The 23,657-nt window shown below is 27.4% G+C and carries 21 protein-coding genes and 1 other annotated feature; all 21 genes read right to left on the reverse strand.

Annotated elements, in window-relative coordinates; genetic code table 11:
- Nucleotides 1-3: 3 nt before the first annotated feature.
- Entirely contained in the window at nt 4-804 is an 801-nt protein-coding gene (locus KYD98_RS06915) for a sigma-E processing peptidase SpoIIGA (RefSeq protein WP_219778876.1), read from the reverse strand.
- A gap of 321 nt (nt 805-1,125) precedes the next feature.
- Entirely contained in the window at nt 1,126-2,271 is a 1,146-nt protein-coding gene (gene ftsZ / locus KYD98_RS06920; RefSeq protein WP_219778877.1) for a cell division protein FtsZ, read from the reverse strand.
- A 13-nt stretch (nt 2,272-2,284) separates the two neighbouring features.
- A complete protein-coding gene (locus tag KYD98_RS06925) occupies nt 2,285-3,553 on the reverse strand; it encodes a cell division FtsA domain-containing protein (protein ID WP_219778878.1) in 1,269 nt (422 codons plus the stop codon).
- A 181-nt stretch (nt 3,554-3,734) separates the two neighbouring features.
- Nucleotides 3,735-4,766: a type IV pilus twitching motility protein PilT gene (locus KYD98_RS06930; protein ID WP_219778879.1), complete on the reverse strand. Its 1,032-nt coding sequence runs from the start codon at nt 4,764-4,766 to the stop codon at nt 3,735-3,737.
- A gap of 411 nt (nt 4,767-5,177) precedes the next feature.
- Nucleotides 5,178-5,876: an RNA polymerase sporulation sigma factor SigK gene (sigK, locus tag KYD98_RS06935; RefSeq protein ID WP_219778880.1), complete on the reverse strand. Its 699-nt coding sequence runs from the start codon at nt 5,874-5,876 to the stop codon at nt 5,178-5,180.
- A 97-nt stretch (nt 5,877-5,973) separates the two neighbouring features.
- A complete protein-coding gene (locus KYD98_RS06940) occupies nt 5,974-7,545 on the reverse strand; it encodes a penicillin-binding transpeptidase domain-containing protein (protein ID WP_219778881.1) in 1,572 nt (523 codons plus the stop codon).
- A gap of 89 nt (nt 7,546-7,634) precedes the next feature.
- Nucleotides 7,635-8,852: a peptidase U32 family protein gene (locus KYD98_RS06945; RefSeq protein WP_219778882.1), complete on the reverse strand. Its 1,218-nt coding sequence runs from the start codon at nt 8,850-8,852 to the stop codon at nt 7,635-7,637.
- 7 nt (nt 8,853-8,859) lie between these two features.
- Nucleotides 8,860-9,504: an O-methyltransferase gene (locus tag KYD98_RS06950; RefSeq protein ID WP_219778883.1), complete on the reverse strand. Its 645-nt coding sequence runs from the start codon at nt 9,502-9,504 to the stop codon at nt 8,860-8,862.
- A 19-nt stretch (nt 9,505-9,523) separates the two neighbouring features.
- Nucleotides 9,524-10,552: an endolytic transglycosylase MltG gene (gene mltG, locus KYD98_RS06955; protein WP_219778884.1), complete on the reverse strand. Its 1,029-nt coding sequence runs from the start codon at nt 10,550-10,552 to the stop codon at nt 9,524-9,526.
- A 93-nt stretch (nt 10,553-10,645) separates the two neighbouring features.
- Nucleotides 10,646-12,472, reverse strand: coding sequence for a translational GTPase TypA (gene typA, locus KYD98_RS06960; protein ID WP_219778885.1), 1,827 nt, complete (start codon nt 12,470-12,472; stop codon nt 10,646-10,648).
- Nucleotides 12,473-12,662: 190 nt separating this feature from the next.
- Nucleotides 12,663-14,330, reverse strand: coding sequence for a ribonuclease J (locus KYD98_RS06965; protein WP_219778886.1), 1,668 nt, complete (start codon nt 14,328-14,330; stop codon nt 12,663-12,665).
- Nucleotides 14,331-14,393: 63 nt separating this feature from the next.
- Nucleotides 14,394-14,858: a Fur family transcriptional regulator gene (locus KYD98_RS06970; protein WP_219778887.1), complete on the reverse strand. Its 465-nt coding sequence runs from the start codon at nt 14,856-14,858 to the stop codon at nt 14,394-14,396.
- A gap of 31 nt (nt 14,859-14,889) precedes the next feature.
- Nucleotides 14,890-15,153, reverse strand: coding sequence for a DUF1292 domain-containing protein (locus KYD98_RS06975; protein WP_219778888.1), 264 nt, complete (start codon nt 15,151-15,153; stop codon nt 14,890-14,892).
- A gap of 61 nt (nt 15,154-15,214) precedes the next feature.
- Nucleotides 15,215-15,628 (reverse strand): Holliday junction resolvase RuvX, encoded by a 414-nt coding sequence (gene ruvX / locus KYD98_RS06980; protein ID WP_219778889.1) that lies wholly within the window; start codon nt 15,626-15,628, stop codon nt 15,215-15,217.
- Nucleotides 15,629-15,678: 50 nt separating this feature from the next.
- Nucleotides 15,679-15,936 carry an IreB family regulatory phosphoprotein gene (locus KYD98_RS06985; protein ID WP_219778890.1) on the reverse strand — a complete coding sequence of 86 codons (258 nt, stop codon included), beginning with the start codon at nt 15,934-15,936 and terminating at the stop codon, nt 15,679-15,681.
- Nucleotides 15,937-16,119: 183 nt separating this feature from the next.
- Nucleotides 16,120-18,759, reverse strand: coding sequence for an alanine--tRNA ligase (alaS, locus tag KYD98_RS06990; RefSeq protein ID WP_219778891.1), 2,640 nt, complete (start codon nt 18,757-18,759; stop codon nt 16,120-16,122).
- Nucleotides 18,760-18,874: 115 nt separating this feature from the next.
- Nucleotides 18,875-19,048, reverse strand: a binding site (T-box leader).
- Nucleotides 19,049-19,236: 188 nt separating this feature from the next.
- Complete coding sequence (locus KYD98_RS06995; protein ID WP_219778892.1) at nt 19,237-20,268, reverse strand: AI-2E family transporter; 1,032 nt, start codon at nt 20,266-20,268, stop codon at nt 19,237-19,239.
- Nucleotides 20,246-20,746: a PRC-barrel domain-containing protein gene (locus KYD98_RS07000; protein ID WP_219778893.1), complete on the reverse strand. Its 501-nt coding sequence runs from the start codon at nt 20,744-20,746 to the stop codon at nt 20,246-20,248. Before KYD98_RS07000 ends, KYD98_RS06995 begins: the two co-directional genes overlap by 23 nt.
- A 199-nt stretch (nt 20,747-20,945) precedes the next feature.
- Nucleotides 20,946-22,034, reverse strand: coding sequence for a tRNA 2-thiouridine(34) synthase MnmA (gene mnmA, locus KYD98_RS07005; protein WP_219778894.1), 1,089 nt, complete (start codon nt 22,032-22,034; stop codon nt 20,946-20,948).
- Nucleotides 22,035-22,037: 3 nt separating this feature from the next.
- The gene (gene nifU / locus KYD98_RS07010; RefSeq protein ID WP_219778895.1) at nt 22,038-22,472 is read right to left on the reverse strand and encodes a Fe-S cluster assembly scaffold protein NifU; all 435 of its coding nucleotides are present in this window, start codon (nt 22,470-22,472) and stop codon (nt 22,038-22,040) included.
- Nucleotide 22,473: 1 nt separating this feature from the next.
- Nucleotides 22,474-23,655, reverse strand: coding sequence for a cysteine desulfurase NifS (nifS, locus tag KYD98_RS07015; RefSeq protein WP_219778896.1), 1,182 nt, complete (start codon nt 23,653-23,655; stop codon nt 22,474-22,476).
- Nucleotides 23,656-23,657 lie beyond the last annotated feature (2 nt).

The raw sequence follows: 23,657 nt of genomic DNA on the forward strand, positions 1-23,657 counted from the left end.
CCTCTATACTATTCCTCTTGATAATAACGCATTAAAATCGTTTTCCTTACTCAATTTCTGATTGCATGGACATATAATTGCATCTATCTTATTATTAAAATTTTCACCTTTTATATTAATAGATTCAACTTTTATGCCTTTTAGCTTTCCTTCATATCCAATAGATGCATAGGGAACATAATATGTGTTCTTATTATTAAAATCAATATTACTTATTAAGTCTTTTTCAATTAAAATACAAGGTAAATTAGTAACTGGTTCTCTTAACTCATTTCCTGTATCTAAAAAACCTTCTATATCATATATTTTGTCTTCTATAGTAAATATAATTTTAAATTTATAATTATTTATAAAGACCCTATTTTTGATGTATTCTATTAACCTATCAAAAAACATATATATAATCATAACTGATAATAATAGATATTTTATTGAATAATTTCTCATTTCAAAACTTGAACCTAAAATATATTGATTTTGATTCATAGAAAACATAAAACATATTCCACTTAATGTAAATGTTAATAACAAAAACACACTAATAGACTTAATAGTATTTACTATATTTGTTTTTCCAAAGCTTATTCTAATCATTATATACAAAATCAAAAATCTAAAAGGTAATAATGTCAGTATATACAATTGAGGAACCACAAGTACAATTGTATATATTGCTCCTATTAGTGAAGAACAAATTAACCGAATATCTTTACACTTATATTTTAATACTTTCATTGTCAAACTAATCAAAAATGAGTTTACTATAAAATTTTCAAAAATCAGAATATCTACATATACTTCCATATTGCAAATCCTCCTATTGAATTTTATTATAGACTTATTTGATTTAAAAATTTGTCATAATAGCATATAATTTTCTGAGTTTCAGAACATAACTTTTTACATATATTTACAGAATATTTTTTATATCTCCGAAAAAAATTCTCTATCTATATATACTTATATAATTCAATCTTTCTTTATAAAAAAAATCCTAAAGCAAGTACTGAATCGTCGATTTTTTTCATATATATTTAGTTTCATTTAACTAAATATTTGCAATTAAAAATGGATGTAGCTTATAGCTACATCCATTTTTAATATTTTTATATAAAAAGATTTATTTTAATGTTTCTTAGTTCGTCTTAAGAAAACTGGTATATCTAATAAATCATCATCTTCATACTTCTTTGAATTAGTTTCTGACTTCTCTTCTACCTCTGAAGTAGCAGCAGCTTCTGATACATGTGCTTTTTCATTAACTGTAGAAGATTGTTGTGTTACCTTATTTATTACTTCTGAAGGCATTTCACTTCTATCACATTCAAATCCAGTTGCTATAACAGTAATTCTAATTTCTTCTGTAAGTGTTTCATCAATTACTGCTCCAACTATTATATTCGCATCTGGGTCAACAGCTTCACGAACAACGTCAGCAGCATCATAAACTTCCAATGCTCCCATATCTACTCCTCCAGTGAAGTTTATTACAACATCAGTGGCACCTTCTATTGATGTTTCTAATAATGGAGAAGATATAGCTTGTTGAACAGCATCTTGAGTTCTATTATCACCTTTACCAAATCCTACACCCATATGAGCTAATCCCTTATTAAGCATAACTGCTTTTATATCTGCAAAGTCTGCATTAATTACACCTGTAATTGTAATCAGATCAGAAATTGCTTGAACACCTTGTCTTAAAACATCATCAGCTAATTTAAATGAATCTAATAATGTAGTTTTCTTATCAGCCATTCTAAGTAATCTTTCATTTGGAATTATTACTAATGTATCAACTTTTTCTTTTAGTGTTTCAATACCCATTTCAGCATGTCTCATTCTTCTTTTTCCTTCAAATGGGAAAGGTTTTGTAACTACTCCTACTGTTAATATCTCCATAGATTTAGCAACTTCTGCAACAATAGGTGCTGCTCCAGTTCCAGTTCCACCACCCATTCCAGCAGTTATGAATACCATATTAGCACCCTTTATAGCTGCTGATATTTCTTCTCTACTTTCTTCAGCTGCTTTTTTACCTATTTCCGGATTAGCTCCTGCACCTAGTCCTTTAGTTAACTTTTCTCCAATTTGAATTTTTTGATTTGCATGTGAAAGCATTAACGCTTGTTTATCGGTATTAATAGCTATAAATTCAACATTCTTTAATCCTTCAACTATCATTCGGTTTACAGCATTACTACCTCCACCTCCACATCCTATTACTTTTATATTGGTTAATTCTTGCATATCCCCATCAAAATCTAACAAAATAACTCCTCCTTTAGAAAATTCCCTCTAAAAAATTTCTAACTTTCTTTAAAACACTTTTAAATTCTTTTTCTTCATTTTTTTCTAGTTTTTCTGCTTCATTTATGTTTTTGTTCATAACAACATCATTAACTTTACTTAGATCTCTGTTATAGCAAAAATGATTTATTCCATCATATACTTCCTTTAATACAGCTAAAGATGTTATATTCTCTGGATTCTTTATTCCCAAATCATCTTTTGTTATAACATTAGTTTTTATTTTTAAAATATCGTTAACAAGTTTATTTATATTTTCAAAATAATTTAATCCTGTACCATATAGAATTATACTACAAATTCTATCATAATGACCAGTATTTTTTAACTCTCTGTTAATGTAATTTAAAATTTCCTCAATTCTAGCATTTACAACTTCATAAAATAAAGATTTTGATATTTTTAATGTCCCCACTTCTATTTCGTCAGAAATTGAATTATCTTTATACAAAGTTTTATAATTACTAGAATAAATTGTTTTTATATTATCCGCTTCTGAAAAAGAAAATTCTCCACAGATTGCTAAATCTTTAGAAATATTATTTCCTCCTAAAGGAATATTGCCTATATACTTTGGAATTCCATTGCTAAATACAGCTACATCTGTAGTACCTGCACCTATATCTACTAGCACTTTTTCACCCATAGAATTTTTATCATTTAAAAATATTTCTTTTCCAGATAAAATATTAAGTTTTAAAGAAAATAATTTATAATTAGTCTCTTCAAAAACTTTATAGTATTTAGCAATTTCTTCTTTTTTACCTATTACTAAAGTTAAATTCAAGTCAAGATTATGACCTTTCCAGTTTAATATATCTCTGTGTAAAACCTTACCATCTAAAATATAGAAATTAACCATAATATCTATTATAATTTCATCATTACTAATGGCTATTATATTTTCACTCTTTTTAAATGCATCAGATATATCTTCTTTCCTAACAATCCCTTGGGATAAAGGAACTGAAACAGTTGCTTCACTAATTCTGACTTTCCTTGTAGATATTCCAGCTGAAACATTTATTATTTTTTTACCTACTTTGTCTTCCAAATCTTTCAATAAACTTTTTAAGCTTTCTCTACATTTATCAACATTTTTGATTAATCCTTTTTCTATTCCTTTAGATTTACAAGATTTAACTCCTAGTATTTCTATTTCTTCTTCATTATTTTTTGCTGCAAGAGAAGCTGACAGCTTCTTACTTCCAAAATCTACGGATGCAATTATTTCTTCTTGCATTATTATTTTTCTTCCCTCCTTGCAGAAAAAGTATAATAACTATATTCAACATAATTGTCAAAATTCCTTTTAATAATTTATTAATCCATAAAAAATATTCTTTTTTATGATTTAAAACTTAATAGATTTATATCTTTTTTAATTATTTATATAAATTTAAAAGATTTATTTTCTAAATTTACTAAATTTTATTAGATTGCCATTTAAAATACTCTTCTTTAGTTATTATATTTTCATTAACTAATCTTTTTAAATCCATATCTATAGTTTGCATACCATATTTAGCTCCCATTTGAATAAAACTATTTATTTGTTCATAATTTCCTTCTCTAATTAAATTTTTTATACTAGTAGTACATGTCATTATTTCTACTGCTGCTGTTCTACCCTCTCCACTAGCATTAGGTAACAATACTTGTGATATTACTCCTCTTAATAAAGATGATAATTGCACCTTGATTTCATTTTGATGTGCATTATCAAATGAATTGATTATTCTATATATACTATTTGCAGCCCCCATTGTATGAAGTGTTGAAAAAACTAAATGACCTGTTTGAGCTGCTCTTAAAGCTACTTCAACAGTTTCTGTATCTCTCATCTCGCCAATTAATATAACATCAGGATCTTGTCTCAAAGCCGCTCTTAATCCTAAAGCATAACTTTTAGTATCTTGCCCAACTTCCCTTTGATTTATCATTGATTTATTATTCTTATATATATGTTCAATTGGTTCTTCTAAAGTAATTATATGTTTTTCTTTTGTATTATTTATTTCATTTATCATTGAGGCTAAAGTTGTACTTTTACCAGATCCAGTTGGACCTGTTACTAAAACCAAACCATCATTTAATTTAGTAAAATCTTTTAATGCTTGTGCTGATGTTATATCACTAATTTTAGGTATTTTTTGTTTTACTACTCTCATGCATATAGCATAATTACCTTTACACTTAAAAGCATTAACTCTAAAATTTCCTATTCCATCTAAGTTGTATTTAAAATCAATATCACCATTTATTAAAAAATCATTATATCTATCTGGTATTAACTCTTTGATATATTCATTAACCATTTCATGAGAAATTATATTATTATTAGCATTTTTTAAATTTCCATCTACTCTAACGATTGGAGGTAAACCTGAAGATATATGAATATCTGATGCATTTTTTATATCTATATTATTTAATAAACTATCTATTTTTAACATAATAAATCTCCTACAAATATATAATTCTTAAATCATCATATTATAATATTATCATATTATGAGAATTTAAAGTATTAAACACATGAAAATAAATAATAAACTCATTATAGAAAATCAGCTAATAATTAAACTTATTATTTTTTTATTGTTCCTTAACCAAAAAAAAATAAGGCATACTTTTCTAGCGTACACCTTATTTTTAAAATATATAAGTTTCAATAAAGTTTGTTCATAAATATAACTATTATACTATTTATAAATAGTATGACTTAACAGTATAATGAGTAACTCATATAAAAATTTGTAATATATACAGTTCTAATTCTATATTGTTAATCGAAAATCTAATTTTTTATAAACATTCTATCTTTGATATAAATATATATACTTAATTAGAACATATATATTAATTTAGTATTTATTAAATAACTCCTTTCTTAATTTTTTTAAAGCTTTCTTTTCTATTCTGGATACATATGAACGTGAAATTCCTAAAGTAGCAGCTATTTCTCTTTGAGTTTTACGATTGCCATCTATTAATCCGTATCTCATTACTAGTATTGTACTTTCTCTCTTAGTTAAAGAATCAGTAATCTTATTGTATAAAGCTTTAATTTGTAAATTGTTTTCTACCTTTTCTAATACTGAATCATTCTCACTACTCAATATATCAATAAGGCAAATTTCATTTCCTTCTTTATCAACTCCAATTGGATCTTGAAGATATACTTCACTCTTTTGTTTTTTGTTATTTCTAAATAACATTAAAATTTCATTTTCTATGCATCTAGATGCATAAGTAGCAAGCCTAGTACCTTTACTAGAATCAAAGGAATCTATAGCTTTAATTAATCCAACTGTTCCTATAGAGATTAATTCATCTACATCCTTATTGGGGAAAGAATACTTCTTGACAATATGTGCTACTAACCTTAAGTTTCTTTCAATGAGAATACCCTTAGCTATCTTATCTCCTTCTTTAAGTTTTTTTAGATATTCTTCCTCCTCTTTCTCGTCAAGAGGAAGTGGAAATGTATTACTATTTGTTATATATCCAGTTAAAAATAGCGAGTTACATATCAAATCTATGAAACCATTTAATACAAACACCTTTTTCCTCCATAACAGTGCTTGATATTATAATATGTTTGAAAATTAAAAAAGTTGCTTATTCATATTTTTATTTTTATTTTTATTTTTGTAGGTTCTATTTAGAATTTAAGACTTTAACTATATCTTTAAAAATTGGAGCTGCTGTATCCCCTCCTCCTAATCCTTCTTCTGATCCTATATCAGGTATAAAAACAACCATAGTATAAGTTTTATTTTGCAAAGTAAAATATCCTGCAAACCACCCATGAGTATTTCCATCATAACTCGTTGCTGATCCTGTTTTACCTCCTATATTCAAATCTGAAGAATATGCTTTTATTCCTGTTCCTCTTATAACAACTTCTTTCATTGCATCTTTTATTAGTTTAGAAGTTATTTCACTATATATTTTCTTTTCTTCAGTTTTAAATTCTTTAACTACATTATCATCTTTATCTAAAATATCTTCTATTAAATATGGTTTTTCATATACTCCATTATTTATTACTGTATTAATTGCACCTAACATTTGTATTGGAGAAACATTCATACATTGACCTATAGAAATATTATTCATTCCTGCTGCTTCTTCAGGCTTTACTCCAGTTGTTTCATTTTTATTTTCTCCTTGTAAATTTAAAACTCTGCTATATAAACCTTGAGCTTGTGAAAATTCCATTAATTTTTGATACCCAACTAAACTTCCAATTTTAGCAAATATATCATTACATGATTTTACAAACGCATCTTTTACTGTTAGTTTACCATGAGTTACTTTACATACTTCTCCGGTACAAGTAAAATTATCATTCATATTTACTAATCCCATTTCTAATGCAGATCCTAATGTAATTATTTTATAGATCGATCCAGGTTCATATCCAAATTCTTGTATTCCTAAATTTACATTTGATGCACTTTCATCTTTTTGTATTAAAGATTTTATTTTTCCTGTAGAACTTTCCATTATAGTAACACCAACATTTTTTAAATAACTATACTCACCTTTATCTAATACTCGCCTAATCTTATCTTCCATATCTTTATCAATAGTTAATTTTAAATTTTTATTATTATCATTAATATTTACTTTTTTATCAGCATATACTGCTCTATCATCTAAATAAAAATTATTTTTAGGCTGCTCATTACCTTTTAAATATTTATATAGTTCAGCTTGAAGTGAATCTTTAACACAATCCTCATCCAAAATTTTTGATAAAAAACTACTAACACTCCATGCTTTTTTAGTATCAACCTCATCAGTAGTATATGTATATATACCTTTAATATTTTTTAGTTTATTTATTTTATTATAAGTTTCTTCTGAAATATTATAATAAAGTTTTCCTTGTGATTTCATTATATCTGTATAATTAAAATCAGGATTTTCAGATTTCATTATAAAATTTAGTGCCATTAAATCCTCTAATGTTTCTTCATAATTATTTAAACTAAAAGGCTTTATATCAATAACTAAAACATATTTTTTATTATATTTCATTAAATCCTTGCCATTTGTATCTAGAATCATATATTTTGTGTCACTAATTTTTTCTTCTTGATGATTTTGATATGATCCTTGAACCTTCTCTGATGGATGTACTTGTAACATATATAATCTTATACCTATTACTATCATTATAGTAATAAATAAAGATAAAATTAATAGTAATCTTTTTTTCATATTATATCTATCAATAAAAATACAAAACACCTCTCTTCAACTAAATTTTAGCCTTAGAGAAGGTGTTTTATTCAACACACAATATTTTATTATCTATTTTTTATTATTAAATCTTTTTCTTTTAATGGGATATCTGATTTTATTTTATACATCATTTGAGCTCTAGCTGCTGATTCAATAGGAGTACCATTTTCTTCAGTCATATCCTTTAATACAATCTCAAAATTATCCCCTTCAGGTCTCAATATTTCTACTGTATCTCCATTTAAAACTTTATTTTTTTGTTCAACAGTTGCTATTTTAGTCTCTTCATCATATGCTCTTACTATTCCTATTATATCAGCCGTTCTAACATACGATGAATCATCATATACTTGCTCATTATTTTTACCATAGTAAAAACCTGTATGATATTGTCTATGGCTTACTTTATTTAAATTCTCCATCCATTTTGGATTAAATTTATAGTTTTCTGGATCTTTTAAATAAGCATCTACTGCTTGCCTATATGATTTTACTACTGCAGCAACATAGTAAGCACTTTTCATTCGTCCTTCTATTTTAAGTGAATATACTCCTGCATTAATAACATCATCAATATATTCAACCATACATAAATCTTTTGAATTCATTACATATGCTCCATTATCATCCTCAACTATTGGAAAATATTCTCCTGGTCTCTTTTCTTCTACCAAATGATATTTATATCTACACGGTTGTGCACAAGCACCTCTATTAGCATCTCTTCCTGTCATATAGTTTGATAATAAACATCTTCCTGAGTAACTTATACACATTGCTCCATGAATAAATGCTTCAATTTCACATTTTTCTGGCAAATTCTCTCTCATTTCTTTTATTTCATTTAAACTAAGTTCTCTTGCCATTACTATTCTTTTGACACCTTGATCATACCAGAACTTAGCAGCTCTCCAATTAACATTATTAGCTTGAGTACTTAAATGTATTTCTAAGTTTGGTACAACCTCCTTAGCTATAGATATTATTCCTGGATCCGATACTATTATAGCATCAATTCCTGTATTATATAAATCTATTAAATAATCTTCAACACCATCTAAATCTGAATTATGTGGAAATACATTTAACGTTACATAAACTTTTCTATTTCTTTCATGTGCATATTCTACACCTTCTTTTAATTGTTCATTTGTAAAATTATCTGCAAAAGCTCTTAAATTTAGTTTACTTCCTCCTAAATATACAGCATCTGCACCAAAATCAATTGCTATTTTAAGTTTATCTAAATTCCCTGCTGGTGCTAAAATTTCTGGTCTTATCATTTTAAAATTACCTCCTCTTTGTAACTGCTATACCATCTCCCATCGGTATTACAGTAGTAATTAAATTTTCATCATGAGTTACTAAATCTAAATAAGTTCTCATTCTTTTTACTATAGTTATTTTTCTTCTTTTCACCAAATCATCACAGGCAACCATACCTCTAAATAAGACATTATCAGCTATAATTATTCCATCTTCTTTAAGTAGTCTTAAACAATGTGGAAGAAAATGATTATAATGACCTTTTCCCGCATCCATAAAAATCAAATCAAAAGGTTCTTGTAATTTTTCTAAAATCTCTAAACAATCGCCTTCTTCTATGTTAATTTTTTCACTTAAATTAAATTTATTTAAATTTAATTTAGCAAGTTCTATCATCTTTTCATCTCTTTCAATTGTTACAATATCTGGATTAGTTCCAGAAGCTTCATACATTAAAATTGATGAAAATCCTACAGCTGTTCCAAGCTCTAGAATTCTTAATGGCTTTTTCATACTAACCATAAATTCTAAAAATACTCCTGTCTCTTTTTGAACTATAGGGACGCCATTTTCTCTCGCAAAATCTTCTATATCTTTTAAAATTCCTTTTCTATCTGGAATAAGATTTCTTATATAGTCTTCCATATAATCATATGTAATTTTACTCATCTAACTCCTCCATAATAAACTAATATCCTAACTCTTTCTTTTTCTTTAAAAAATCTTCATAATTATTAGAGAAATAATGATAACCGTTATCTTGTAGAATATAGAACAAATAATCTGTTTTTTCTGGATTTAATGCTGCTTTAATTGATTCTTTTCCTGGATTGCATATAGCACCAACCGGTAAGCCATTATATTTATAAGTATTATAAGGTGACTCAATAGCTAAGTGTTTGTTTAATACCACATCTACATGATATCCTAAAGCATAAATCACTGTTGCATCTAATTGAAGCTTCATATTATCATTTAATCTATTATAAATAACTGATGAAATCAAAGTTCTATCTTCATCATATCGTGCTTCCTTCTCTATCATAGACGCAATTGTAATAGTCTTTTCTATATCATCATCTTTAATATCAATACTTAAATCATTTTCAATCTCATCTAAAACTTCTGTAAATCTTCTAAGCATAGCTTTAACTATAAAATCTGCATTAGTATCACTTTTTAATAAGTATGTATCAGGATATAAAAATCCCTCTAAATTATATCTTTTATGTTCATCTTTTTTTATAAAATCTGGTAAAGGATACTTTTTTACTGCATTTAAAAAATCATCTTTTGAACAAAATCCTTCTTCTTCTACCTTTTTAGCTATTTTATCCACATCATATCCTTCTGGAATAGTTAATTTTTTAAGATTTTTATTATCATTTTGATTATTTAATATTGAAATTAATTCGTTTAAGTCAACATTAGAGTTAACTTGATATATTCCTTCTTGTAAATCTATATTTGGTTTATTTAACATAAGGTTAAGTTTAATAAAATACTTATTAGTCAATTTTCCTTCTCTTTGCAATCTATCTAAAACCCCATAAAAGCCTTCTCCATATCTAACTTCTATTATGGTTACATTTTCATTATTCTTTAAAGGTTTATTAATAGCCTTTTTATAAGAAATAAATCCTATTATTAAGACTAAAACTAAAGTTGTTAATATTATAAAAAACAATGTTTTTTTTAAGGATTTAAACTTAATCATAAAGTTCCTCCTAATACAATAAAGTAAATAGCCTAAAAGACTATTTACTTTAATTATAATATCTTTTTATGTTATTTAAAACAAATTTCAAGTTTATTTTTTACTTCTGCTAATTAACTTCTTTCTTTCACCACTTGCTAATACTGTTTTTCTCATTCTAATATTTTCTGGTGTAACTTCAACTAATTCATCATCATTTATAAACTCTAAACATTGTTCAAGTGTCATTTCAATTGGTGGAATTAATTTTACAGCTTCATCAGCTCCTGATGATCTTGTATTAGTAAGTTTCTTACCTTTACATACATTTATATCAATATCTTCTGCTCTAGATGACACTCCAACAATCATACCTTCATATACAGGAACAGCTGCACCTATAAATAATTGTCCTCTTTCTTGAGCATTAAATAATCCGTAAGCTATTGATTCTCCATCTCCAAAAGAAACTATAGAACCTCTACTTCTAGTTGGAATTTCACCTTTAAATTTATCATAACTGTGGAATACATGGTTCATTATTCCATTACCCTTTGTATCAGTCATAAATTCATTTCTAAATCCTATTAATCCTCTAGCAGGAACTATGAATTCCAATCTTGTATAACCATTTACAGCTGATGTCATATTAACCATTTCAGCTTTTCTTGGTCCTAATTTTTCCATAACAGGTCCCATAAATTCTTCTGGAACATCAATTGTTAAATATTCCATTGGCTCTACTTTATGACCATTTTCTTCTTTAATAATAACGCTAGCTTTTGAAACTTGGAATTCATATCCTTCTCTTCTCATAGTTTCTATAAGTATTGAAAGATGAAGTTCTCCTCTTCCTGAAACCTCAAAACAATCAGGCGTAAGTTCATTTACTCTTAAACTAACATTTGTTTCAAGTTCCTTAAGTAATCTATCTCTTAAATGTCTTGATGTTACAAACTCTCCTTCTTTTCCTGCAAACGGAGAATTATTAACCATAAAGTTCATACTAAGAGTTGGTTCATCTATACTAACAAATGGAAGTGCTTCAGGATTTTGTGAATCCGCAATAGTTTCACCTATATTAGCATCAGTAACTCCACTTACTGCAACTATATCACCTAATGAAGCTTCATCTGCTTCTTCTCTTTTTAATCCGTTATAAGTAAATACACTTGTAATTTTGTAATTTGAAGTTGATCCATCATTTCTAACTAAAGCAACAGTTTGATTTTTCTTTACTTTACCTCTATGTATTTTCCCTATCGCAATTTTACCAACATATTCATTAGTATCTAATGTTGTAACTAACATTTGTAATGGTTCATCTATATATCCTTCTGGTGCATCTACATGTTCAATTATTTTTTCAAATAATGGAAGCATATCATTGTTTGTATCTTCTACATTATTTCTTGCAAAACCTTCTCTAGCTGATGCATAAAGTATTGGGAAATCTAATTGTTCATCATTAGCACCTAATTCTAAGAATAAGTCAAATACTTCATCAATAACATCTACTGGTCTTGCATCTGGTTTATCTATCTTATTTATTACAACTATAGGTTTTAATCCTAATTCTAAAGCTTTCTTTAAAACGAATTTAGTTTGTGGCATTGGTCCTTCATATGAATCAACTACTAATAAAACAGAATCAACCATCTTTAAAACACGTTCAACTTCTCCACCGAAATCAGCATGTCCTGGTGTATCTACAATATTAATTTTAATTCCGTTATAATGTACAGCAGTATTCTTTGAAAGAATTGTAATACCTCTTTCTTTTTCAAGGTCATTTGAATCCATAACTCTTTCTTGAACTTTTTCATTACTTCTAAAAACATGACTTTGTCTTAACAAAGCATCTACTAAAGTAGTTTTACCATGGTCAACGTGAGCTATAATCGCAATATTTCTTATATCTTCTCTTTTTATTAATTCCATTTCCATTCCTCCAAAGTAAATATTTAATGTATGGAAAGTCTAACTTTTACTCTATGTAAACCTATAACTTTTTTTCTCCAAAATAAAATTGGATACAAAAGTATCCAATTTATAAATCACTATTTTCTATTTTAACCTTTTATTTTACAAAAGTCAACTTTATTATACAATATCCTATTTGCCAATATTTTTAAGTTTCCATTATTATTGGTAAAATCATCGGTTTTCTCTTTGTTCTTTCATAAAGTAACTCTCTAAGTTCATCTCTCATTCTAGATTTCAATGTAGCCCAATCAGCAATCTTCTTTTCTTCACATTCCCTTAATACATTTCTTACAAGATCTTTAGCTTCATCCATAAGATCTTCTGATTCTCTTACATATACAAATCCTCTTGAAATAATATCAGGACCTGCTATTACATTAGCAGTCTTCTTTTCTAAAGTAACCACAACTGTTAATATTCCATCTTGAGATAAATGTTTTCTATCTCTTAATACTATATTACCAACATCACCAACACCAAGACCATCAACAAATACTTGACCTGATGAAACAGTAGAAGTTTTCTTTATATAATTTCTTGTTACTTCTATCACATCACCATTTTCTGGTATCAAAAGATTCTTTTCAAGAAGTCCAAGCTCTACAGCGAGTTCCCCATGTTGTTTTAAATGTCTATATTCTCCATGAACTGGAATAAAGAATCTTGGTTTAACCAACCTTTGCATTAATTTTAATTCTTCTTGACATGCATGCCCTGATACATGGACTTTTTCTAAAGATTCATAAATTACTTCAGCACCTTTTTTAAATAACTGATTTATAACTTTAGAAACAAGCTTTTCATTTCCTGGGATTGGCGTTGCAGAAATAATTACTGTATCGCCTTCAATTATATTAATCTTTCTATGCTCTGATGCAGCCATTCTTGCTAATGCTGACATCGGCTCACCTTGACTTCCAGTTGTTATAATAACAACCTTTTCATTTGGATATTTTGATATTTGGTCAACAGAAATAAGAACTTCTTTTTCAATATTTAAATATCCTAATTCTATTGCAACTTGAACTATATTCTCCATGCTTCTTCCAGACACCGCTACCTTTTTTCCATAAATTTGCGCAGCGGTTATTATTTGCTGAATTCTATGAACATTTGAAGCAAATGTTGCAACTATAATTCTACCTTTTGCATTATCAAAAAGCCTTACAAAGCTTTCTCCAACAGTCCTTTCAGACATTGTGTATCCTGGTCTTTCAACATTAGTTGAATCAGCCATCATGACTAATACACCTTTTTTCCCTAATTCTGCAAATCTTGCAAAATCCATTATTTCTCCATCAATAGGAGTATAATCAATTTTAAAATCACCAGTATGAAGTACTGCACCCAGTGGCGTATGAATAACAATTGCTACTGAATCCGCAATAGAGTGATTAGTTTTAATAAATTCTACTGAAACACTATTTAACTTTATTGTATCTTTTGGCTTTACTCTTATCAATTCTGTTGAACTAAGTAAACCGTGCTCTTTTAGTTTTGTTTCAACAATCCCAAGAGTAAGTTTAGTACCATAAACCGGAACATTTAATTGCTTTAAAATATAAGGCAATGCTCCTATATGGTCTTCATGTCCGTGAGTTAAAAATATTCCTCTGACTTTATCTATATTTCTTATAAGATACGAAACATCTGGTATTACAATATCTATTCCAAACATATCATCATCTGGAAATTTAAGACCACAATCTATTACAACAATATCATCTTTATATTCAATAGCTGTGATATTTTTACCTATTTCGTTTATACCACCTAAAGGAATAATTTTAACCTTAGCCCTTTCGTTTTTCATGTTTCCCCTCCTTTTCTATATATTTATATTATCAATAAATAACTTATCTTTATAAAAAGTTATTTACTCTTTATCAGCTTTGTTTTGACATTCCTCACATACTCCATAAAATTTCACACTATGATCGGATATCTTAAACTTATATTGTGTTTCAATTTGTGTTTCTAATTCTTCTAATAAATCATCTTGTACTTCTAGTACTTTATTACACAAATTACACACTAGATGATGGTGTCTATGAGTTTCATCACCATGTACCAACTCATATCTATTACATCCATCATTTAATTCTAATCTACATATTACACCTAATTCTTCTAATAAGATGATAGTTCTATATACAGTAGCTAAACCAATTTCAGGACAGCTACGCTTAACTTCATCATATATTTCTTCTGCTGTTAAATGCTTTCCTTCTGTTTCGATAATCGCATTAACAATAGATCTTCTTTGTGCTGTTAATTTATATCCTTTTTTTTTCAAATCTTCTTTCAAGGCATCCATATCTATTGAAGTTAATTTCTCCATAATAACACCTCACTTTTTTAATTATAATATATTAATTTTGCTCTTCCATAATAAGATTATAAGCTTCTTCAACTAAATCAAACTCTTTTTCATCTTCTATGCTTATAAGATTTTCGTTTCCGTCTTCATCTATAACAATTTTTAAAACAAAAGCTTCATCTGTTTCACCTAATGCTGGTGTTACAACTACATATTCACCATTTATTTCATCTATTTGAAAATAAGTAATAACTTTAAATTTAACTTGTTCACCATTTTCATCTAATAATTCTATAAATTCTACATCTTTTTCCATAAAAATTACCTCCATAAATATATTTCGTTTAAATATTTCAAAATTTAATGCTTTTTTAACTTTATTTAGAAATTCTATCTAAATATCCTTGAAGTATATAAGTTGATGCAATTTTATCTACTATTTTTTTTCTTTTATTTCTTGAAAGATCTGCCTCCAACATAGCTTTATGTGCTGCCACAGTTGTTAAACGTTCATCCCAAAATTCTACTTTTATTTGCAACTCTTCTTCAATTAATTTACCGAATGTCATAGTTATTTCTCCTGATGGTCCTATTGTTCCATTCATATTTTTAGGAAGGCCAACAACTATAGTTTCAACTTTATATTCTTCACAAATTTTTTTAATTTCATCTATATCTTTTTCTTTATTAGTTCTTCTTATTGTAGTTATTCCTTGTGCAGTAAACCCTAATGGATCTGATATAGCTACTCCAATAGTTTTCTGCCCTACATCTAAACCTAGTATCCTCAAAATTAAAACACCTCTTATAAAAATAAAAGTGCCCGCCATACGGGCACTCTTTACTTTATCTCTAAATAAGACTTTATAACTTCTTCGAGTATTTCATCTCTCTCAAGCTTTCTTACTAAAGCTCTTGCTCCGTTGTAATTAGTAATGTAAGTAGGGTCTCCTGAAATTAAATATCCAACTAACTGATTTATAGGATTATAACCCTTTTCCTTTAATGAATCATAAACCTCTGTCAAAATAGATTTTGTTAAAACTTCTTTATTTTTAGTTAAATCAAATTGCATTGTATGTTCAATATTATTACTCATAGTACCGCTGCTTAAAGCAGCACACCCCCCTTACCAATAGTCTAAGGAAACGATATCCATATTTATTATTAACTTAATATTTAAAACTTATTCACTAAGTATATATACTATATAAAAATTATGATTTTATCGAACTTTTATAATCTATATATAGATTATAACCTATATTGTCTAAAAAGTATACTACTTTGCTAAAGTTTCAACTATTTTGTAAACTTCATTAAGTGCTTCTTCTACCTTTTCTGGTAATTTTCCTCCTGCTTGAGCCATGTCGGGTCTTCCTCCACCGCCACCGCCAAGTATAGACGATACCTCTTTTATTACTTTACCACAATGTACTCCATTAGAAACTGCATCTTTTGTAGCCATTGCACAAATAATTACTTTTCCATCAGTTTCACTTGTAAGTACTGTTAATGATTTTTCAACCTTATCTCTTACCTTTTCACAAAGATTTCTTAATGCCTCTCCATCAACATCTTTTAATCCATAAGAAATAACATTTATACCTTTAATTTGCTTGGTTGAATTAATTATATCATCAATTCCCATTGATGCAAATTTAGATTTTAAATTTGATATTTCTTTATCTTTTTCTTTAATTTCTTTAGCTTGTTGATCAAGTTTTCCTATTATTTCTTTTTCTGAACACTTAAGCTTATTTGAAACTTGTTTTAATAATTCTGCTTTTTCATTAATTAATTTATAAGCTTCTATACCTGTTACCGCTTCTATTCTTCTAGTTCCAGCAGCTATCCCACTTTCAGATATTATTTTGAATAATCCTATTTTACCAGTATTATCTATATGAGTACCTCCACATAATTCCTTAGAATACTCACCTGCGCAAACAACTCTAACCTTATCTGCATATTTATCATCAAATATTCCAATTGCTCCACTATTTTTTGCAGATTGTAAATCCATTTCTTGTGTACTTACTGCTATAACACTCATAATAGCTTCATTAACTAATTTTTCAACATTAAGAATTTCTTCTTCTTTTAAACCCTCAAAATGAGAAAAATCAAATCTTAATCTATCCGCACTTACATATGATCCTGCTTGATGAACGTGATTTCCTAATACCTTAACTAAAGCTGTATCTAAAAGATGCGTAGCTGTATGATTTCTTTTAATATTTTCTCTTCTAGTTTTATCTACTTCTAATGTAACCTTATCACCTATTTTAAGTTCTCCATTTAATACTTCTACAAAATGAACTATCTTTCCACCAATGTTCTTTTTAGTATCAAGTATTTTTCCATTAAATCTATCATTAGATATTGTACCCGTATCTCCTATTTGACCACCCATTTCCGCATAAAATGGAGTAGTATCAGTAACAACAACAGCACTATTTCCTTCTGTTATAACATCTACAAAATTTTCTCCACTAATTAAACACTTTACTTCTCCAACTAATTTATCATTATTATATCCATCAAATTTAGTTTCAATAGTTTCTTCTATAATATCTAAAGTTTTTATATCTGCCCCCATATAATTTGAAGTTTTTCTTGCACTTCTAGCTCTTTCTCTTTGCTCTTTCATTTCCTTATCAAAACCTTCTTCATCAAGAGAAAGACCTGCATCTTCTAAGATTTCTTTTGTAAGTTCCATTGGAAATCCAAAAGTATCATATAACTTAAATCCATCAGTTCCATTTAATACTTTTTCATTCTTTTCTTTTAATTCTGATATAAATGTATTTAATATATCCATTCCAGCATCTAAAGTTTCTCTGAATTTATCTTCTTCTATTTTGATTACTTTTTTAATATATTCCTTTTTCTTTTCTAAATCTGGATAAGCATCTTTAGCATCTCTAATAACTATATCGCATAAGTCACATAAAAATGCGTCCTTTATCCCTAAAGTTTTTCCATGTCTAGCTGCTCTTCTTAGTAATCTTCTAAGAACATATCCTCTTCCTTCATTTGAAGGCATAACTTCATCAGATATTAAAAATGTTATAGATCTAATATGATCAGTTATAATTCTTAAAGAAACATCTGTTTTATATTCCTTTCCATATTCCACATTAGCAAGCTTACATATTCCTTTTAATATATTCTCTATTGTGTCTATTTCAAATATATTATTTTTTCCTTGCATTATAGTTGCAAGTCTTTCTAGACCCATACCTGTATCTATATTAGTTTTTTCAAGTTTTTCATAATTCCCTTTTCCATCACCATCGAATTGAGTAAATACAAGATTCCAAAATTCTACTATTTCATCTGCATCAGCAAATTCAACAAATTCTTCAGCATTTTTAGGCACTTTATCGGTTCTATTAAAATGAATTTCAGTACAAGGACCACAAGGACCTGATCCATGTTCCCAGAAATTATCCTCTTTACCTAATCTAAATATATGAGTCTTATCTACATCTGTAAGAGTAGTCCAATATTCATATGCTTCATCATCATCTAAATATATTGTTACATATAATTTTTCTTTTGGAAGCTCTAAGACTTCTGTTATAAATTCCCAAGCCCATGGAATTATTTCTTTTTTAAAATAATCTCCAAAAGAAAAGTTTCCAAGCATTTCAAAAAATGTACCATGCCTACTTGTTATTCCTACATTTTCGATATCTCCAGTTCTTACACATTTTTGACAAGTTGTAATTCTTGTCTTAGGTGGTTTTTGCAAACCTGTAAAATATGGTTTAAGTGGAGCCATTCCTGCATTTATTAATAATAAGCTTTTATCATTTTGTGGAACTAAAGAAAAACTATCTAATCTTAAGTGCTCTTTACTTTCAAAAAACTTCAAATAAGCTTCTCTTAAATCATTGGTTTTCATAAAATTCATAAATATTCCTCCATATAATAAATTAATTTATCTTAATATAAAAATTATCAATGTTATTATAAAATTATAGCTTTTATAATTTCCTAGTACATAAAAAAAGCCTCATCCCTAAAAATAAAGGGACGAAAGCTATTATTTCCGCGGTACCACCCTAATTATGTATATAATACATCACTCAGTTATTTATAGCTCCTAGGTAGCTTCGAAATATATAAATAAGGAATTCTCACCAACCATTCCTTCTCTGAATATCTATAACACATCTACTTTTCCTATTCATCGCTTAATATTTAATTATTTCATGAAAATTATATTTCATCTAAATAATTATGTCAATAATCAATATATTTTTGTTTTAAACTTCTGATATATAGCCTTATAAATTAGATGCTATTAATTCAAGGCATATCTCCTATAAAAATTTTATAAAAAATTATACATATGATAACTTAATTAGAACATATATATTAATTATTTTTAAAATAAATAATAGTTAATATCATCATATAAAACCTTTATAACTACTCCTATAGGAACAGCTAATACCATTCCTATAAATCCTCCAAACTTATCCCCAATAAGAAGTAATATAATTATAACAATCGGATGCATATCTGTACTATCTCCAGTTATTTTAGGAGATAAAATGTTTCCTTCTATTTGTTGAATTATAAAAATTCCACATGCCACCCAAAATGCTTTTATAGGTGAATCTAAAAAAGCTACTATAACAGCTGGTATACCTCCAAAAATAGGTCCGAAATAAGGTATTATATTTAATATAGCATTTAATAGAGAAATCCAAACCGGAAACTTAACTTTAAATATAATTAATAAAATAAATGTCATACAACCTATTATTACAGAAAGAAATATTTGACTTGCAATGTATCTTCCTAAAACTTTATCTATATCATTTAATATTCTTTTAGTTAACGCCCTTTTTTCAGTTGGTAATATTAATAATATCTTATTATATATTTTTTCTCCATCGCATAAAAAATAATAAACTACTACAGGTAAAATTGCACAAGAAATAATATTTTCAGTTATCAATATAAAATTATTAATTATACTTTTAGAAAAATTTAAAAATATTATATTTCCCTTCTCCAAAATCTCATTATATATTGAATTCAATGCTGGAAAATTAATCATTTTAAACCTTCCTGATATTGAATCTAAAAATTCTGCAATATTATCAAATATAACTCCAATATTAGACACTTCTTTAACTAGTTCAGGGATTATTATTACTACACAAGTTATAATAAGACTTAAAATTCCAATAATTATCAATAAGGATGCTGTAGTTTTTTTTATTTTAAACCTATATTCAATAAAATCTCTAGCAGGTGATATAAGATAAGATAAAATAAATGAAATTATTATTATATTTGCAACACTATTTATAGAATCATTACATAAATATATTAATACTATTAGGAATAATATTAATAACAATATTATTGGTATAATTTTATTTTTATATCTTTTTAACAGCTTCATAATTATTCATATTATGTGGCATAGTCTTAAATGAAATGCCTCTTTTTCCAGTATATAATATATAATCTTCTCCTAATATACACTCATTTAAAAGAATGATTTCTTTTCCTCTTATCATCTTGTCAATAAGTCCTGATGTTACTACAATTGCTTTTATTGAATAATCTTTTTCACAAATTAATAAATCTTCTACAACTCCTTTTACAGTACTACCTGTATCAACAACATCCATATCTTTAATATCTCTAAATTTTAATCCTGAACCTATTTCTAAATTATTTACTACTACATCTTCTCCAATTTCGATAACATCATCTATTGAAATATAATTCTTTTTAGAAAAAAAAGCTAAATTAGAAATTTCAAATCCAACTATTTGTTCATCATAAAAGTCAATATAAATATCTTGTATAACACCAATTTTTTTACCATTTATATCATATACTTTCTTCAAATAAAAATCTTTAGTTTTAAACATTATTTATAATACTCCTTATCTTAATAGTTTTCTACTATCTAATTGGTATTCTATCCATAATATAAGAAATAAATTCTATAAATAATTAATTTTTGGATAAAAAAAATAACAAGAAAAAGTAAAATCTATCTTTTTCTTGTTACTTTAAAGTAAGAAAATTAAATAATATCTGTACTAATATTATTTAAACAAATATAAATTAAATAATAGCCTCAATTATTCCTCCACCTACTACAATGTTTCCATTATAAAACACAACTGATTGGCCTTTTGTTATAGCTCTTTGTTTTTCTTTAAACGTTACTTTAACTCTTCCATCCTTTAATGGAGAAATAATGGCCTTAGCCGTTCTTGCAGAATATCTTATTTTAGCTTCAACTTCTGTTGGCTTATCTAAAGCATCAAAAGTAATAAAATTTAAATTTCCAGCTATCAATTCAGTTTTAAATATATCTTCTTCTGCACCTAAAACAACCTCATTTGTTTTAGGATTTATATCTGTTACAAATATAGGTCTTCCAAGTGCAATACCTAATCCTTTTCTTTGCCCTATAGTATAGTATACAATTCCTTTATGTTTTCCAAGTATATTACCATTTTTATCAACAAAATTGCCTGGTTTTATAACACCTGGTCTTGCATTTAATATATATTTTCCATGATCATTATCTGGAATAAAACATATTTCTTCACTATCTTTCTTATTATGAACCGCTAATCCTATTTCTTTAGCAATTTCTCTTATTTTTTCTTTTGTATATTGTCCACAAGGCATAAGAGTGTGCTTTAATTGGTCTTGGGTAAAATTATATAAAGCATAAGTTTGATCTTTTCTATCATCATCTGATCTTATAAGAAGATATCTACCATCTTTTTCTTCAATTTTAGCATAATGACCTGTAGCTACATAGTCTGCACCTATTCCTCTTGCTCTTCTTAAAAGTTCATCAAACTTTAAATGTTTATTACATTCTATACAAGGATTCGGTGTTCTTCCATCTATATATTCTTGCACAAAATAATCTATAACCTTATCTTTAAAATAATCTCTAAAATTTAAAACATAAAAAGGTATATCTAACTTATCGCATACTCTTCTAGCATCATTTACAGCAGAAAGGGAGCAACATCCCCCTTCTTTTTCTGCATATTCATTATCTTCTTGCCATATTTGCATTGTAGCACCAATGACTTCATAACCTTGTTGTTTTAATAAATATGCAGCAACAGAGCTATCAACTCCGCCACTCATACCTATTAATACTTTTTTCTTAGTAGAGTTACTCATCTGTTATTCTCCATGAACCATGTTATGTAATTCATCATGGTTATGTTCTTTCATTGGTCTTACTTCTAAACCATTTTTTTCTCTATAATCATTTATAGCCTTATGAATAGCCTCTTCTGCAAGCACTGAACAATGCATTTTTACTGGTGGAAGTCCATCTAATGCTTCTGCAACTGCTTTATTACTTAATTCCCATGCTTCATCTAAACTTTTACCTTTTATCATCTCTGTTGCCATTGATGATGATGCTATAGCTGATCCACAACCAAAAGTTTTAAACTTTACATCTTTTATAATGTTATCTTCAACCTTTAAATATATTTTCATTATATCGCCACATTTGGCATTTCCAACTTCACCTATTCCATTAGCATCTTCAATTTCTCCAACATTTCTTGGATTTTTAAAATGGTCCATTACTTTATCTGTATATATCATATTAATTTTCTCCCTTCTTTAAAAAGTCATCCCATAATGGTGACATATTTCTTAATCTTTCAATAATTGGTGGTACAGTCTCAATAACATAATCTACATCTTCTATAGTTGATCCTTCACCCAATGTTAATCTTAATGATCCATGTGCTCTTTCATGTGGCAGACCAATCGCTAATAATACATGAGATGGATCTAATGATCCTGATGTACATGCACTTCCACTTGATCCACATATTCCTTCAAAATCTAAAGATAATAAAATTGATTCCCCTTCAATAAATCTAAAACATACATTTACATTTCCCGGTAATCTTTTATCACCTGTTGGTCCATTTAATCTAGTATAAGGAATTTTTAGAAGTCCATCTATTAATCTATCTCTTAATTCTGTCATTCTCTTCATGTGAGATTCTAAATTATCATTTGCTAGTTCAATTGCCTTACCAATACCAACTATACCTGCTATATTTTCAGTTCCTGCTCTTCTTGATCTTTCTTGGCCTCCACCATGAATTAAATTATCAATCTTAATGCCTTGTCTTATATATAAAACTCCGATTCCTTTAGGTCCATAAACCTTATGTCCTGCTAAAGATAACATATCTATATTCATTTCTTTTACATCAATTGGTACATTACCAACTGCTTGAACTGCATCTGTATGAAAATATATATTTCTTTGTTTACATATTTCTCCTATTTCTTTAATAGGTTGAATAGTTCCTATTTCATTATTAGCAAACATAATTGAAACTAATATAGTTTTATCTGTTATAGCATTTTTTAAATCATCTAAGTTAATAAATCCTTCTTTATCAACATCTAAATATGTAACTTCATAACCTTGTTTTTCTAAATATTCGCAAGTATGAAGAACTGCATGATGTTCTACCTTTGTTGTTATAATATGATTTCCTTTATTTTTATGCGCAGAAGCAATTCCCTTTATCGCCCAGTTATCAGCTTCTGATCCTCCGCCTGTGAAGTATACTTCTTCTGCTTTACAATTTAATGCTTTTGCAATTTTAAGTCTTGCTTCATCTATCGCCATTTTAGTTGTTCTTGATATTCCATAAAAAGAAGATGGATTACCAAATTTTTCTGTAAAATATGGTAACATTTCTTCTAGAACTTCAGGTTTAACATAAGTTGTAGCTGCATAGTCCATATAAACGTTTCTCATTA

Source organism: Clostridium weizhouense (assembly GCF_019431045.1).
GTDB classification, from domain to species: Bacteria; Bacillota; Clostridia; order Clostridiales; family Clostridiaceae; genus Clostridium; species Clostridium weizhouense.